Annotated in this window: 12 protein-coding genes; all 12 read right to left on the reverse strand. The window is 69.7% G+C overall.

The window, feature by feature from the left end; translation table 11 throughout:
* Nucleotides 1–219: 219 nt before the first annotated feature.
* Nucleotides 220–1,137 (reverse strand): NADP-dependent oxidoreductase, encoded by a 918-nt coding sequence (locus ABIE04_RS08185; RefSeq protein WP_354548501.1) that lies wholly within the window; start codon nt 1,135–1,137, stop codon nt 220–222.
* A 560-nt stretch (nt 1,138–1,697) separates the two neighbouring features.
* Nucleotides 1,698–2,804, reverse strand: coding sequence for a glycosyltransferase family 4 protein (locus ABIE04_RS08190; protein ID WP_354548503.1), 1,107 nt, complete (start codon nt 2,802–2,804; stop codon nt 1,698–1,700).
* On the reverse strand, nt 2,801–3,925 hold the full coding sequence (locus ABIE04_RS08195; protein ID WP_354548505.1) for a glycosyltransferase family 4 protein: 1,125 nt from the start codon (nt 3,923–3,925) through the stop codon (nt 2,801–2,803). Before ABIE04_RS08195 ends, ABIE04_RS08190 begins: the two co-directional genes overlap by 4 nt.
* A gap of 4 nt (nt 3,926–3,929) precedes the next feature.
* Entirely contained in the window at nt 3,930–5,444 is a 1,515-nt protein-coding gene (locus ABIE04_RS08200) for a B12-binding domain-containing radical SAM protein (protein WP_354548508.1), read from the reverse strand.
* Between the two features lie 24 nt (nt 5,445–5,468).
* Nucleotides 5,469–6,167, reverse strand: coding sequence for a class I SAM-dependent methyltransferase (locus tag ABIE04_RS08205; protein WP_354548511.1), 699 nt, complete (start codon nt 6,165–6,167; stop codon nt 5,469–5,471).
* Complete coding sequence (locus tag ABIE04_RS08210) at nt 6,167–7,399, reverse strand: amidohydrolase family protein (RefSeq protein ID WP_354548513.1); 1,233 nt, start codon at nt 7,397–7,399, stop codon at nt 6,167–6,169. The genes ABIE04_RS08205 and ABIE04_RS08210 overlap by 1 nt, the downstream gene beginning before the upstream one ends.
* Nucleotides 7,400–7,403: 4 nt before the next feature.
* Nucleotides 7,404–8,237 (reverse strand): class I SAM-dependent methyltransferase, encoded by an 834-nt coding sequence (locus ABIE04_RS08215; RefSeq protein ID WP_354549831.1) that lies wholly within the window; start codon nt 8,235–8,237, stop codon nt 7,404–7,406.
* Nucleotides 8,238–8,427: 190 nt separating this feature from the next.
* Nucleotides 8,428–9,270, reverse strand: a complete 843-nt coding sequence (locus ABIE04_RS08220) for a Wzz/FepE/Etk N-terminal domain-containing protein (protein WP_354548515.1) — start codon at nt 9,268–9,270, stop codon at nt 8,428–8,430.
* Entirely contained in the window at nt 9,257–10,435 is a 1,179-nt protein-coding gene (locus ABIE04_RS08225) for a hypothetical protein (RefSeq protein WP_354548518.1), read from the reverse strand. Before ABIE04_RS08225 ends, ABIE04_RS08220 begins: the two co-directional genes overlap by 14 nt.
* Nucleotides 10,432–11,376, reverse strand: coding sequence for a glycosyltransferase family 2 protein (locus ABIE04_RS08230; protein ID WP_354548520.1), 945 nt, complete (start codon nt 11,374–11,376; stop codon nt 10,432–10,434). Before ABIE04_RS08230 ends, ABIE04_RS08225 begins: the two co-directional genes overlap by 4 nt.
* A 2-nt stretch (nt 11,377–11,378) precedes the next feature.
* The gene (locus ABIE04_RS08235; RefSeq protein WP_354548523.1) at nt 11,379–12,629 is read right to left on the reverse strand and encodes an O-antigen translocase; all 1,251 of its coding nucleotides are present in this window, start codon (nt 12,627–12,629) and stop codon (nt 11,379–11,381) included.
* A complete protein-coding gene (locus tag ABIE04_RS08240; protein ID WP_354549833.1) occupies nt 12,626–13,738 on the reverse strand; it encodes a DegT/DnrJ/EryC1/StrS family aminotransferase in 1,113 nt (370 codons plus the stop codon). The genes ABIE04_RS08235 and ABIE04_RS08240 overlap by 4 nt, the downstream gene beginning before the upstream one ends.
* Nucleotides 13,739–13,751: the final 13 nt, after the last annotated feature.

Raw genomic sequence — 13,751 nt, forward strand, 5'->3', positions numbered from 1 at the left:
TCGATCGGTTGAATCCGCCGCCGAAAGCGGACGTTTGGGCGGACGATTGGGGCAGGTTGTCGATGGCATAGAAGGGGGCGGCTGTCGACCGCACGGCGCCGAGTTATGCGGCGCCGAAGAGTTTTTGCTGCAACAGGCACCGTGCAGGTCATGATTTTAAGCAGGCTTAAACGTTGACGCGGTTCTCGATTTCCTGAATCGCTCACCGTCCCCGAGTCCTCACGGACGAACGCGGATGATCGTCTTCCCGTGGTTCCGCTCGGTCGTGTTGAAGGTCGCGACGGCGTTGTCGAGGGTTGAGACTTTGCCGATGTTCGTCCGCAGCCGTCCGTCCCGCACCCGCTGCACGATCTCATTCAGTTGGACGCGATCGGATTCGACAACGAAGTCGACCGCGAGGCCATCGGTGGGGCGCACCTCGGACGGCCCGACGATGGATGCCAGCGTTCCACCGGCGCGAACCAGGCGTGCAGATCGCTTCCCGATGTCGCCGCCGATGAGATCGAACACCAGGTCGACGCCGCCGACATCTTCCAAGGCGTCGTTCTCGAGGTCGACGAACTCCTGCGCGCCGAAGTCGAGCGCCTTCTGGCGGTCGGCAGCGCGTCCGGTACCGATGACGTAGGCGCCCGCCTCACGCGCGAGTTGTATCACCATCGAACCGACGGCGCCGGCCGCGCCGTGCGCGATGACGCTCTGCCCTGCCCGAAGACGGCCGTGCTCGAACAGTCCCTGCCACGCGGTCAGGCCCGAGATGGGCAGGCTCGCGCCCACCGTGAAGTCGACGTCGCCCGGCAGCGGCGCGAGGTTGCGTGCCTCCATGGCTACATGCTCCGCCAGGGTGCCGTCGCGATACCAGTCCGCGAGGCCGAACACCCGCTGTCCCACCGACAGACCCGTCGTGCCATAGCCGAGGGCGGTGACCACTCCGGCCAGCTCGTGCCCAGGAATCGATGGTGTTCGGTCACGGTCGCGGCGATCGGTCCAGGTCGAGGGCCACTCCAGTTCGGTCGGGACGAATCCCGACGCATGAACCTCGACGACGACGTCGTTTATCGCTGCCTGCGGCTCGGGCCGATCCATCAGCTTCATCCCGGCCAATCCCGCAGCCTGGTCCGTCACCACGATCGCTTTCATTGGAATTGCCCCTCGGTCATTGGCCTCTTTGGCGAAATGTGCAGGGACGGAAAGCCAGACGGCCAATCTCGGAAACAGAACAAATCAGTGCACATGAGGCCGGCCGAGCAGCCTTCCGCCGCGCTCGGAAGAAGATGCTCCCAAGCGCGTTACCACATCATCAACACGGGCGCCTCCCTCGGCAAAAGAGCCTCAAGGAGCGAGCGTTATGTCCGTGATGCGCGAACGAAAGGACAGACACTCGAAGCGAAGTGCTGCGCGTATGGCGCACGCCTGAAAGTCATCGAGCAAGCAAGCGGAGACATTTGACATGGGCGGTCTCTTGGGGCGTCGACCGCAAGACAACTCCACTCGGTCGCATGCACGTGCGGCTTCGTCCAATCGCTTTGCGTCCTCGGCCAGAATTACGCGCAAGGCACCGAAGATCGCTAATGACGGACCTCCAGTCGGTCACTACGGAGTCAGGGCAACGAGCAGCCACTTCTGGCCGATAGCTTCAGCGATCAGCACGGCGGCGCACCGATCACGACCTACAGGTCCCGGCGAGTCCGCGACGCATTTCATCCGCGCGCGGCAAGCAGGCGCAGATACAGCGCCTCAAACGCGCGCGCGGTGTGGTCCGCGTCTTCGCGCACGGCGCGGCACTGTGCGGCGGCGGCCAGCTGCAGGCGCAGCGCTTCGTCCGCCAGCACCCGGCTGATCGCGCCGGCCAGGGCGGCCCAGTCGCCGACCGGCACGGCCAGCGCCGCCGATGGCGTCCATTCCGCCAGGTGCCCGACCGCGGTGCCGACCGCGGGCACGCCCGCCACCGCCGCCTCGAGCAGCACCAGCGGGCCGGCCTCGTGCAGCGACGACAGCACCAGCAGGTCGGCCGACTCCATCATCGGGCGCAACTCGCGCTGCGTCTTGAAGCCGTGGAAGCGGACGCGGTCTTCCAGTCCCAACCGGCAGGCCAGTTGCTCCATCTCGCCGTGCAGCGTGTCCACGCCGACGATGTCCATGCGGAAGGCCAGCCCTGCCTTGGCCAGCGCCGCCAGCGCGCGCAGCAGGGTCGGCTGGTCCTTCACCCGGTTGAGGCTGGCGACGTGGATCAGCCGCGCCGGCCCCGCGCCGCGCCCGTGCGGTGCCAGCGGCGACCACCCGCGCAGGTCGACGCCGAGCGGCACGCGCCGGGCCTTGAGACCGAGCGCGGCCAGCGCGTCGATGATCGGCGCGCTCGCCGCGGTGACGACATCGGCACCGCGCAGCACCACCGCCTCGCGCAGTCGCCCTTTCCATTTGCGCCGGCCACCGTAGCCGATCGCGTGCAGCGCGACCAGCTCGCCGCCGGCGACATGCACCAGGCTCGGCCGCCGCAGCCATTTCGCCGCGGCGACGGCGACCAGGCTGCAGGAACCGGAGAAGATCGCCTGCACCAGGTCGAACGGCGCGCGGCGATGCTCGGCGCGGATCGCCGCGATCGCGCGCACGCGCGTCCAGCCGTCGCCGATGTTGTGCACGGTGGCGCCGGCGAGTTCCCAGCGACCCGCCGCCGCTTCCTGGTGCAGCGCGAAGACATGCACGTCGTGCGCGCGCGCCAGCCGCCCGATCAGCGCCAGCAGAGCCGGGATCACGCGGAACTCGCCGCTGCGATCCACGCCGCCCGGCACCACCAGCGCGAGTTTCATCCCCCCCTCCACTGCCGGTCGTCGAGCACCTGCGCATAGGCATCGGCCCAGCGGCGGCCCAGCGCGGCAAACGACAGCGTGGCGTCGAAGTGGGCGCGCACTTGCGCCGGCGAGGGCCGGTTCGCCGCAACATCGACCAGCGCCTCGGCCAGCTGCGCGGCGTCGCCGCAGGGCCACAGGCGACCGACGCGGCCGTCGCCGGTCAGCGCGCGGAACGCGGGTATGTCGGTGGCCACCGGCGCCACGCCGCAAGCCAATGCCTCCAGCAGCGCATAGCCGCAGCCCTCGGCATGGCTGCCGGCGACGAACAGGTCCGCGGCCCGCATCAGTGTCTCGATCCGCGCGTGCGCCACCTTGCCGAGCAGGTGCACGCGCCCGGCCAGCCGCGGATCGTGCTCGATGCGCTGGCGCACCGCATCGAGCAGCGGCGCGTTGCCGAACACGCACCACAGCTGCAGGCCGGGCAAGCGCTGCACGGCGCGGGCCACGCCGTCGAGCACCGTCAGCGGGTCCTTGCCGGCGTTCAGATGGCCGACCCACAGCACGCAGGGGTCGCCGCGCAGGCCGGTCTCGCCACGCGCGCGGTCACACTCGCCCGGCGTGAAACGGCTGCTGGATTCGGGTATCGCGAACAGCCGCGTGCGCGGCGCGAACAGGCCGGCACGGGTGAACGGCTGCGCCATGTCGGCGGCGGTGAAGGCGATGCCCGCGGCAGCCCCGTACCAGCGCCGCCACCATGGCCGCCGCCACCGGCGCGGCGGCCGGTCGGCGTGGTCCTGGATCACGATCGGCAACTGCGGCAGGTGCCGCGCCAAGGCGAACGCGTCCGCGGCGAAGCCCAGGCTGTGCAGGTGGAGCACGTCGGGGCGGATCTCGCCCAGCACCTCGACGAGACGGCGCGTCCGCGCTGCGCCGGGCACCGCGACGAAGCGGTAGTCGATGCCGTTGCGCAGCACGCGCTCCGGGCGCGTCGCCAGCTGGATCACCGACACGCGGGTGCCGGCGCTGGCCACCGCTTCGGCCACGTCGGCCAGCGTGGGCCATTGCTCGAACACGTCGGCCGAGGCGAGGCCTGCCGGCACCGGCAGGAAATTGATCTGCGCCACGTGCACGGCCGGCATCGGCCTAGAGGCCCGATACCTGCGGCATGCGCAGGCGCACCAGCCGGTTCGCCAGGTTCAGTTCCCACGGCCGGTCGTACTTGCGGAAACGGTAGCGCCAGCCGGCCATCGCGCTCAGGTTGCGCTTGGCCCATGGCGGCGCGCGCAGGTCCTGCACCGTGGGGTAGCGGCAGCGCAGCACGGTGACGAAGTCGTTGATACGGTGGCGCAGCTTGTCGGTGAGCCAGGGCGCATCGACGTGGCAGGCGTAATTGACCCAGTGCGGTTGGGTCCACTCGTCCGGCGTGGTGGGGAACACCACCGGCTCGCCGTCGAGGTCGAGCAGCGGCGCGCCCGGCCGCTTGCTGCGGTCCTTCTCGTGGCGGCTGTGCTCCGGCAGCGGCGTGTAGACGTAGATGACGATTTCCGTCTGCGGGTTGATCCGCTTCAGCTCGCGGATGAATTCGAAGGTGCGCTCGGTCTCTTCCTCGGTGTTCTCCGGCGGCGCGACCATGAACGACAGCTCGGGGATCACCCCGTAGCGGCGGCACTGTTCGACCACCGCCAGGGTCTGGTCCGGGCGCGTGCCCTTGCGGATGTCATGCAGCATCTGGTCGCTGGGCGATTCCGCGCCGATGTAGGCCATGCGCAGCCGGCTCTTGCGCACCAGTTCCCACGAACACTCCGACAGCTTCAGCAACGCGTCCGCGCGGGCGAAGCACCACCACGGCAGTTCGAACCGGGCCATCACTTCGAGCAGCGGCACCATGTCCGCCTCGCGGTCGAAGAAGTTGTGGTCGAAGTACTGCACCGAGTCCGCGCCCAGCTCATGCTTGAGATAGCCCAGCTCGCGCTCCAGCCGCGCGGCGGCGGGCAGGAAGGTCGCGCCGCCGAACATCGCGGCCACGCCGCAGAAGGTGCAGTGGTAGCGGCAGCCGATTGCCGCCTGGTGCGCGACGGTGCGCTGGCCGAGGTAGGTGCGCGCCAGGTAGCGGCGCGGATCGCCGAGCTTGTCGTAGGGCAGCAACCCCGCGGGGTCGTTGCGCACGATGCGGCGAGCCGGGTTGTGCACCACCGTGCCGGCGTTTTTCCAGGACAACCCGGCGATCTGCTCCAGGGCGGGACCGGCGTGGCCGCTGAGCGTGGCGACCAGCTCCGACAAGGTGTCCTCGCCCTGCGCGCGGACCGCGTAGTCGACGTAGGGCGCGGCCAGCGTGGCGTCCGTGTGCAGGGTGGGGAAGTAGCCGCCCCAGATGATCGGCAGCGCCGGGAAGCGCGCGCGGATCGCCTGCGACACGGCGATCGCCGGGGCCACCTGCGGGCCGCCCATCACGCCGATGCCGACGGCGTCGAAGCGGTCCTGCTCCAGCGCATGCAGGGTGTCGTTGACGAAGTCGCGGTCCACATTGCCGTCGATGATGCGGCTGCTGCCGCTGCGGTCCAGCGCCGCCGCCAGGTGCAGCAGCGCCAGCGGGAACCGCGCGCTGGTACGCGAGGTGATGGTGGGGTTGATCAACAAGGTGTGCGGTGGATGGGTCATGGGGAGGCCTGCAAGCAAGTGGAATCAAGGCGCCCGGCGCAGCTGGAACACCAGCGCGACGGGAACCTCCAGTGCCATGCGGTCGAAGTGCGCGCCGGCGGGGACGTCGGCCGGATCGAGCATGGGTTCCAGCACCTGCTCGATGCGCAGCCCGAGTCCTTCGCAGGCGGCGTGCCAATGGCTATACAGGTGCGGGGTATGCCGCACGGCGTAGCTCAGGCCGCCGGACTTGAAATCGCGCCGCCAGCCGAGCGCATGCCCGATCGGATGCACGTCGCTGCACAGCAGCGTGCCGCCGGGCCGGGTCACCCGGCGCAGCTCGGTCAGCGACTGCCGCAGGTCGTCGAGATGTCCGACGACCAGGCCGCAGACGGTCAGGTCCGCCTGCGCATCCGGCAGCGGCAGCGCGGCCAGACTGCCCTGCACCAGCGCGACCGGCGCGTCGGCGTGCAGCGCGGCCAGTTCGGTGCCGGCACGCGCCAGCATGTGCGGCGAAAGATCCACGCCGGTCACGCGCGCCGCGCCGCGGCGCAGCGCATGCAGCATGTAGCGCCCGCTGCCGCAGCCGACGTCGAGCACCGCCTGTCCGCGCAATGCGCCGGGCATCAGCCCGAGCATCGCGCGTTCCTCGGCCCGCATCACCGGATTGTGCGCATGCGCCGGATAGCTGGTCGCCCACAGTGCGTAGGCCTCACGCGGTTCGAGCAGCGGCTGGCGGGACATCAGTAGCACCTGGCTTCGATGGTGGCGTCGCGCGCGCGTGTGTTGCGCCCGGCAACCCGTTCGAGTCCGGGTTCGAGCGCGAGCAGCGCGGGCTCGGCCAGCGGCCCGGCCAGCAGCTTCGGCTTGCCGTCCAGCGTCACCGGCACGGCGTCCACGCCGGTGGCCGCGAACCACTCGGCGAAATCGGGATCGGCGATGCGCGGCACGCCGTCGCGCACCACGGCGCGGATGTCGCTGCGCCGGATGCCGGTCAGGTTGCTTTCCGCGTCGCCGCCGCGGTCCTCGACGATCACCAGGTCCGCCCGCGCGCCCGGCGCGAGGCTGCCGCGCGAGGGCAGGCGCAGGATGCGCGCGGCATCGGTGGTGGCCAGCCCCAGCAGCTGCCGCGGGCTGAGCTCGCCGCGCGCGGCGACCCCGCGCATTTCATCGAGCAGGTCGCGCGCACCGCTGAGCCGCGAGTCGCTGCCCAGCGCCAGCCGCCCGGCCGTGCACAGCCGCCGCGGATCCAGCGAGCGCCCGAGCAGGGCGTGGTTGCTGGTCGGACACCAGACCACCGCCGCGCCGCTGGCGATCACCCGGTCGACGTCGCGCTCGCGCAGGCCCACGCCGTGGACCAGCACACTGTTCGCCGCCAGGCATCCCAGTTGGTCCAGCTGATCGAGTTCGGCCTGCGCCGTCGCGTCGGTACCCTCGGCCAGGTGGATCAGCCAAGGGCGATCGGCGGGCGTGGCGGCAAAGCTCGACGACACCGGCGGCCCATAACCGGGCCAGCCCAGTGCGTAGCTCCAGCCGTAATCGCGCAGCAGCGCGACCGGGAAATCCGTCGCGTCGAGCGCCGCATGCCAGGGATCGTGATGCGCCACGCAGGTGGTGCCGGCGAGCAGGTTCTTCAGCGCGCCATGGCGCAGCCGCAGTGCCTTCGGCACCTGCAGTGCGGCGGCGACGGCGGGTTCCGCGAAATGCGCCTGGAACGCCGCGATCCAGGCGTAGCTGTTGGGGAACGGCGCACCGCTGCGCAGCGGCGGCACGGCGTTGACGTGCAGGTGCTCGTGCGCGTTGATCAGGCCGGGAAAGATCAGATGGTCGCGCAGGTCGATCCGCCAGGCCCGCGCGGCCAGCGAGGCGCCGATCCGCCCGGCGCGGATCGGCAGCGGCGCGCGCGAGGCACCGGCGGACGTGACCGACATCGCGCGGCACAGGCTGATATCCAACGCGGCCTGGAGAACGTCCATGGGCTCAGCGCCGCCGCATCACGATCAGGAAGTGATCGCCCATGCCGCGCAGCAGCGGCAGGGCGCCGAAGCGGTCGTCGAGCCCGCCCAGGCGCTCGCACCAGCGGCGGTGGCGGCGGTAGTAGTCCACCAGGTAGGGCGGCGGCATGAACAGGCTCAGCGCGCGGTAGCCCGCCAGCGAAAAGTGTTCGGCGAAGGCGCGGTAGAACTCACGCGGCAGGTAGTAACGGGTCCAGATCGTGTGGTGGTTCATGCCCACCGCGGTCGCGCCGCGCGCGGCGCGCACGCCGGCCCGCCTGAAGCGGCCGCGCAGCGCATAGTGGCCCAGCTCCCACGGACAGATCCGGCCCATCACCGAAAAAACCAGGCGGCCGCCGGGACGGAGCAGGCGCGCGCATTCGGCCGCGACGGCGCCGAGATCCGGCGCGCAGTTCAGCGGGCCGAAGTTCGAATAGATGCCGTCGAATGCATCGTCGAGCCGGTCGAGCTGCTGGATGCCGAGATGGATGGCCGTGACGCGGGATTGCAGGTCCTCGGCGACGGCGCGCGCCCGGGTGCGTTCGACCATCTGCGGCGACCAGTCGCTGGCGACGACCTGGTGGCCGCGCCGCGCGAATTCGAGCGCGTCGATGCCGGTGCCGCAGCCCAGATCGAGCAGGCGCGAGGCGGTCGGGAACTCGCCCTGCACGGTGTCCCACATGGCCAGCCGCATGCGCTGGATCAGCTCGTTGTTGCCGCGCGGGCCGTCATAGTCGGCGGCGACGCTGTCGAAGGCGCGCTGCGTGTCGAGCAGCTGCGCCTCGTCCAGCGACATGCCGCCGCGCTGCGGCCGGCGCATGTCCGGGACGAGTCCCCCCAGATCCCCGGTTTCAAGTTCGTGCTGCCCATTCATGTCGATCTCTGTTCCAGCGGCATGCCGCCCGCGATTCGCCACGACGCACCGGGCCAACCGCAGCCGGCATCTTCAGTTCCTGACCGTGAGTGCCCGTAGCGGCCGCTTTGGTTGAATGCCCGGCCGGCGAATCGGGCTAGCTCCGCGCAGACCGCCGCGCGACGTTTCTGGCCAAGGCCGCGGACGAGCCCAGGAAAATCCCCAGCAGCAGGCCGATGCCATAGGTCAGCTCGGGATTCGGAAACGCCTGCCTGTCGGGGACATAGACCGGCCACATCAGCGACGTCTCATAGGTGTAGGCAGGGCCGAGGCGCTCGGCGAGATCGCCCCGCGCCTGCTGCAAGCTGCGGATCTCTTCGTTCTTGTTGGCCAGCAGCAGGCTGGCCAGCATCGGGTTCGCCATGTCCTTGCCGCCCGCGCCGTCCCTGCTTTCCAACGCGGCCGCCTGCTGGTAGCGGGCACGGTCGGCCTCGGCGGTCTGCAGGTCGGACTCGATCTGGGCGAGGCGCGCGCGTGCCGACTTCAGCGGCGCCTCTTCCAGACCCTGATGGATCGCACGCAGCCGGGCGACCGTCGCCGCGGCGAGTTCGCTGGCCTGTTGCCGGGAGTAGGCCCGCACGGTCAGCTTAACCAGCGAGCCCGCGTAGAGCATCGGCTCCAGCTTCAGGCTCTTGCGGTACAGCTGGGCCACCGACGAGGTCTTCGCATAACCGGCGCTTTGCAGGACCTCGTTCTGGAACGGCACCAGTTGCAGCCGCTCGGTGACGCGCTGCAGCGGCTCGACCTTCGGATCCTGGCCCGACGGCACCTGCCCGACCTGCGCGATCTGGATCCAGGCGGTCGCCTCCCACTGGCGCTTCACCAAATGCGCGAAGGCGTAGGTGCAGGCCAGGGTCAGCACCAGCACGAGCACGAACCACATCCACTCGCGGGTGAAGATCCGCCACAGGTCGATCAGATAGATTTCATCGCGTTCCATGGTTCGGTACTCGCTGGAGGGAGGGTGAAGTCGGGGCCGGCGCGGCGGCCGGTGCCTTGCGGTTCGGCAGCCATGCCGCCATGACCGGCAGGAACAGGCAGATGCCGATGAAGCCGGCATTCGTCCAGGTGAAGGCCTGCGGCGCGAACGGCGACATCACGCAGACATAGGAAACGCGCAGGAACATCAGCAGGGAAAACAGCGGCACCGCCGGGCGCAGCCGCTGCACGCTCCACAGCAGCATCGCGTACAGCGCGAACACCGAAAGCGCGGCGCCGAACGGGCCGAACGCCATCAGGAAGGGAAAGAACTCCGTGCCGACGTTGATGTTCGGCGCATCCAGCGGGATGCCCGTCCCGGCCGTCACCACCGAACCGTGCAGCGGCACCAGCTGGTTGATCAGGAAGTCGGCGTTGGCATAGTCCTTGGCCAGGATCGCGCTGAAGTTGTAGGGGCCCGCGCTGACGTACAGGAGCAGCCATTTGATGCCCTGCGGCGCGGCGTGGTACATCGCGCTGAACGGCAGCGTGATGTGCTCCAGCGGCCCCGAGCGCAGGATGCCGAGGATCGAGAAGATGCTGCTGCCGGCGAGTGCCAGGCCAAGCAGGGTCTTCCACGGCAGCGGCCTGGCCTCGTCCCGGCGCAGCACGAGCACCAGCGCAAACGAGAAGAAGGTGGCGAACAGCCGGTTGCGGTCGATCACCAGCACCGGGAACACGAAGCCGATGGCGATGAGCGCGATGCGCAGCCGCCGGCTCCTGGTGCACAGCAGCCCGATCGGCGGCAGCACCCAGCACATGTCCGAAACGTGCCGGATGTGCGCGCGGCCGCCGTCCATCACGGCATACGCCGACGGCTTGTCGAACAGCGGGATCGGGAACAGCGTGAGATCGAGCAGGCAGAACAGCACGATCAGCGCGGCCAGGGCCAGCGCAAGGAACGCCTCGCGGGTGCCGGCGTAATGGCGCGCGCGGAACCGCGCGAATTCCGGCAGCCGGACCCCCGCCTGCACGTCGAACAGGATGATCGCCGCCGCGAGCACGGCCAGCAGCAGCAGGCCTTGCAGGTAGTCGGCGGAAAAATCGTAGGTGAGCCAGGTCAGCCCGCAGGCGAACAGGATCGGCAGGCCGAGCCAGGCGGAAGGGAGGCGCAGCAGCCGTTTCATATGCCCTCCACGCCGCGGGGCGCCGGCGGCAGCCGGGTCTTCGACGCCACGACCAGCGACAGGTAGGCGGCCACATGCAGAAGCAGCGGTCCCGGTCTTCGTTGCAGGAACGAGATCTTGGCGTCGATGTAATGCGACTGTGCCCGAAGCAGGGTCCGGTACGGCTCGTCGAACAGGCTCGCCCGGCGCAGCGCGATATGCCGCGACTCGATGAGGTTGCCGACGCGGGTTTCGGCGTGCCGCGTCCGGCTCAGGTTCGTGTCGTGCATGCGGTAGGCGCAGACGCTGACGTCGATGAAGCCGAGCGCATCGCGCGCGGCCAGGCGCAGGAACAGATCCCAATCCTCGATGCGCAGCCCTTCGCTCCAGCGGTCGACGGTGTCGAGCGCGCTGTTCCTGATCAGGGCGACCGGCCCGCCGATGGCCCACTGCCGGATGACGGCGCGGCGGATGCCGTCGTCGGAGCGGTACAGTTTCTTGTCGGCGCCGTGCAGGTCGCACATGCCGCTGTCGTGCAGCTTCTTGCCGTCCCGGTCGACCACGATCGAATCGCCGATCACCGCGCCCTTGCCGGGGTGCGCCTGCAGGTAGCGGACCTGGGCCTCGAGGCCGCCGGGCAGCAGATAGTCGTCGCTGGCGCCCGGCCGCAGGAATTCGCCGTTCGCGCGCGCCGCCAGCTCGTTGAGGGTCGCCGCGACGCCGCGGTTCTCCCGCTGCACGTACTCGATGGGAATGTCCATGCAATGCGTGGCCACCCAGTCGGCGATCCGCGCGCCGGTGCGGTCGGTCGAGCCGTCATCGATGATGATCAGCTCCTTGGCCGGGTACGGGTCTTCCAGCACGCTGTCCAGGCAGCGCCGCACGAAGCGCTCGTGGTTGAACGCCGGGATGAGCACCGAGACCAGCGGCGGCGCCGTGCCTTTGGATACGTCGGACGCCATCGTCACAGCCCTCCCAGGTAATGCCGCACGACCAGCACGTTGAACGCGAGGTAGGCGAGGTAGTTGGCGGCGAAGGCGTACATCGCGCCGACCAGGCCGAAGTGCGCGGTGAACACGTAGACCAGCGCCAGGTAGCTGGCCGCGAACACGCACTCGGAGATCACGAACAGCCGCGTCATCGCCTTGGCCAGCATCACGTAGGAAAGGATGAAGGAGGCGATCTTGACGACGTCGCCCGCCAGCTGCGGCGCGTACAGCGCGTTGGCAGGCGCGAAGTCCGCGCTGAACAGCAGGCGCGTCACCCACTCCCGCAGCACGTACACCGCCGCCGCCAGCACGACGACCACGGGCAGGATGTAGCGGTACGCGTTGCGCAGCTCGGCCACCAGCGCGGCGCGCTCCCGGATCGCCGCCAGCTTGGGCAGGTAGTAGATGTTGATGGCCGCGGTGAGGAACAGCAGGTAGGCATCCGACACCTTGCTCACCGCCTGCCAGTAGCCGACCTGTTCCCAGCCGAGCTGCAGCGCGAGATGGTCGCGCACCGCGATATTCACCAGCGGCGAGACCAGGGCGGCGGTGAGCGTCATCACCGAAAAGGCCGCGAGGCGCAAGGTCATCTCGCGGTCGAAGCGCAGCCGCAGCATGCTGCGCTGGAAATACGGGCTGCGCCACCACGCCGGCAGGCCGACGACGAGCCACAGCAGCTGGCTCACGATCAGCGCCAGCAGGGCGCCGTACAGATGCAGCCAGCGTGCCAGCCAGATCACCATCACGATGCTGAGCAGCGAGCCCAGCACCTGGATCAGCGCCAGCCGGCGCACGTCCATGAAGCCGTTGATCACCGCCAGGATGTAGTTGACCAGCGCGATGCCGAGCTGGGCCACCGCGAGCACGCGGATCAGGCCCGCATAGGCGGCATCGTCCAGCAGCCACACGGCCAGCTGCCGGCTGAACAGCAGCGCCAGGCAACCCATCAGGACGGAGGCGCACAGCGCGTACCACAGCGCGGCGGCCAGCAGGCGCGCCAGCCGTTGCGGATCGTGGCGGTATTCGGCGACGTACTTCACGATGCCGGCGCTGATGCCGCCGCCGGCCAGCACGGCCAGCAACGACATCAGGCTGGTGAACTGGCCCAGCTTGCCCACGCCCTCGGGCCCGGCAAACCATGCCACCAGCTTGATCACCACCAGCGCCGCCAGCAGCCGCGCCCCGGTGGCGATGGCGGAATAGAAGCCGGCGCGCACGATGTTCATGCCGGACACGCAAACGCGTTGCAGGCGGCGATCACGTGCTCCACCGCATCCGTGCCCAGGGTCGGTCCCATCGGCAGGCTCAGCACTTCCTCGTGCAGGCGCTCGGTCAGCGGCAGCCGGAGATCGTACAGGGCCGGGTACGCCGGCTGCCGGTGCGGCGGCACCGGGTAGTGCACCTGGCTGTGGACGCCGTGCGCCAGCAGATGCCGCTGCAAGGCGTCGCGATGAGGGCAGCGCACCACGAACAGGTGCCAGGCGTGCTGCTCCTCGTGCGCCACCTGCGGCAACCGGATCTGCGGATGGCGGATGCCGTCGCGATAGCGGCGCGCCACGCGGCGGCGCCAGGCGACATCCTCGTCGAGATGGCGCAGCTTCACCCGCAACATCGCCGCCTGCATCTCGTCGAGCCGCGAATTGACGCCCTGGAACAGGTGGCGGTACTTCACCTCGGAGCCATAGTTGCGCAGCGCGGCGACCCGCTGCGCCAGCACGGCGTCGCCGGTCACCACCGCGCCGCCGTCGCCCAGCGCGCCCAGGTTCTTGGTGGGGAAGAAGCTGAAGGCCGCCGCATCGCCGAACGCGCCGGCCTTGCGGCCGTCGCACATCGCGCCGTGCGCCTGCGCCGCGTCCTCGATCAGCAGCAGCTCGTGCCGCCTGGCCAGTGTCGCCAGCGCCGGCATGTCGGCCAGCTGGCCGTACAGGTGCACCGCCATGATCGCGCGCGTGCGCGGCCCGATCGCTGCCTCCACACAGGCCGGGTCGAGGTTGAAACTCAGCGGATCGGGCTCCACCGGCACCGGCACCAGCCGGTTCTCGCTGATCGCGAGGAAACTGGCGATGAAGGTATTGCCGGGCACGAGGACCTCGTCGCCCTCGCCGAGCGCGCCGAGCTGCTTGTAGCCGCGCAGGATCAGCGACAGCGCGTCGAGCCCGCTGCCCACGCCCACGGCGTGGCGCACGCCGCAGTAGGCGGCGAACTCGCGCTCGAAGGCGGCCAGTTCCTCGCCCATGACGTACCAGCCCGAATCGATCACCCGCGCGGCCGCTGCCTTCAACTCGTCGGCATGACGCGCATTGATCGCCCCGACGTCGAGGAACGGGACGTCCATCGGTTCGGTTTCC

Source organism: Rhodanobacter soli, assembly GCF_040548735.1.
In the GTDB taxonomy this organism is placed as follows: Bacteria; Pseudomonadota; Gammaproteobacteria; order Xanthomonadales; family Rhodanobacteraceae; genus Rhodanobacter; species Rhodanobacter soli_A.

Bases quoted from the DNA above. Each gene is read 5' to 3' on its own strand.
- ABIE04_RS08185 (WP_354548501.1), bottom strand. From the start codon at position 1,137: ATGAAAGCGATCGTGGTGACGGACCAGGCTGCGGGATTGGCCGGGATG.
- ABIE04_RS08190 (WP_354548503.1), bottom strand. From the start codon at position 2,804: ATGAAACTCGCGCTGGTGGTGCCGGGCGGCGTGGATCGCAGCGGCGAG.
- ABIE04_RS08195 (WP_354548505.1), bottom strand. From the start codon at position 3,925: ATGCCGGCCGTGCACGTGGCGCAGATCAATTTCCTGCCGGTGCCGGCA.
- ABIE04_RS08200 (WP_354548508.1), bottom strand. From the start codon at position 5,444: ATGACCCATCCACCGCACACCTTGTTGATCAACCCCACCATCACCTCG.
- ABIE04_RS08205 (WP_354548511.1), bottom strand. From the start codon at position 6,167: ATGTCCCGCCAGCCGCTGCTCGAACCGCGTGAGGCCTACGCACTGTGG.
- ABIE04_RS08210 (WP_354548513.1), bottom strand. From the start codon at position 7,399: ATGGACGTTCTCCAGGCCGCGTTGGATATCAGCCTGTGCCGCGCGATG.
- ABIE04_RS08215 (WP_354549831.1), bottom strand. From the start codon at position 8,237: ATGCGCCGGCCGCAGCGCGGCGGCATGTCGCTGGACGAGGCGCAGCTG.
- ABIE04_RS08220 (WP_354548515.1), bottom strand. From the start codon at position 9,270: ATGGAACGCGATGAAATCTATCTGATCGACCTGTGGCGGATCTTCACC.
- ABIE04_RS08225 (WP_354548518.1), bottom strand. From the start codon at position 10,435: ATGAAACGGCTGCTGCGCCTCCCTTCCGCCTGGCTCGGCCTGCCGATC.
- ABIE04_RS08230 (WP_354548520.1), bottom strand. From the start codon at position 11,376: ATGGCGTCCGACGTATCCAAAGGCACGGCGCCGCCGCTGGTCTCGGTG.
- ABIE04_RS08235 (WP_354548523.1), bottom strand. From the start codon at position 12,629: ATGAACATCGTGCGCGCCGGCTTCTATTCCGCCATCGCCACCGGGGCG.
- ABIE04_RS08240 (WP_354549833.1), bottom strand. From the start codon at position 13,738: ATGGACGTCCCGTTCCTCGACGTCGGGGCGATCAATGCGCGTCATGCC.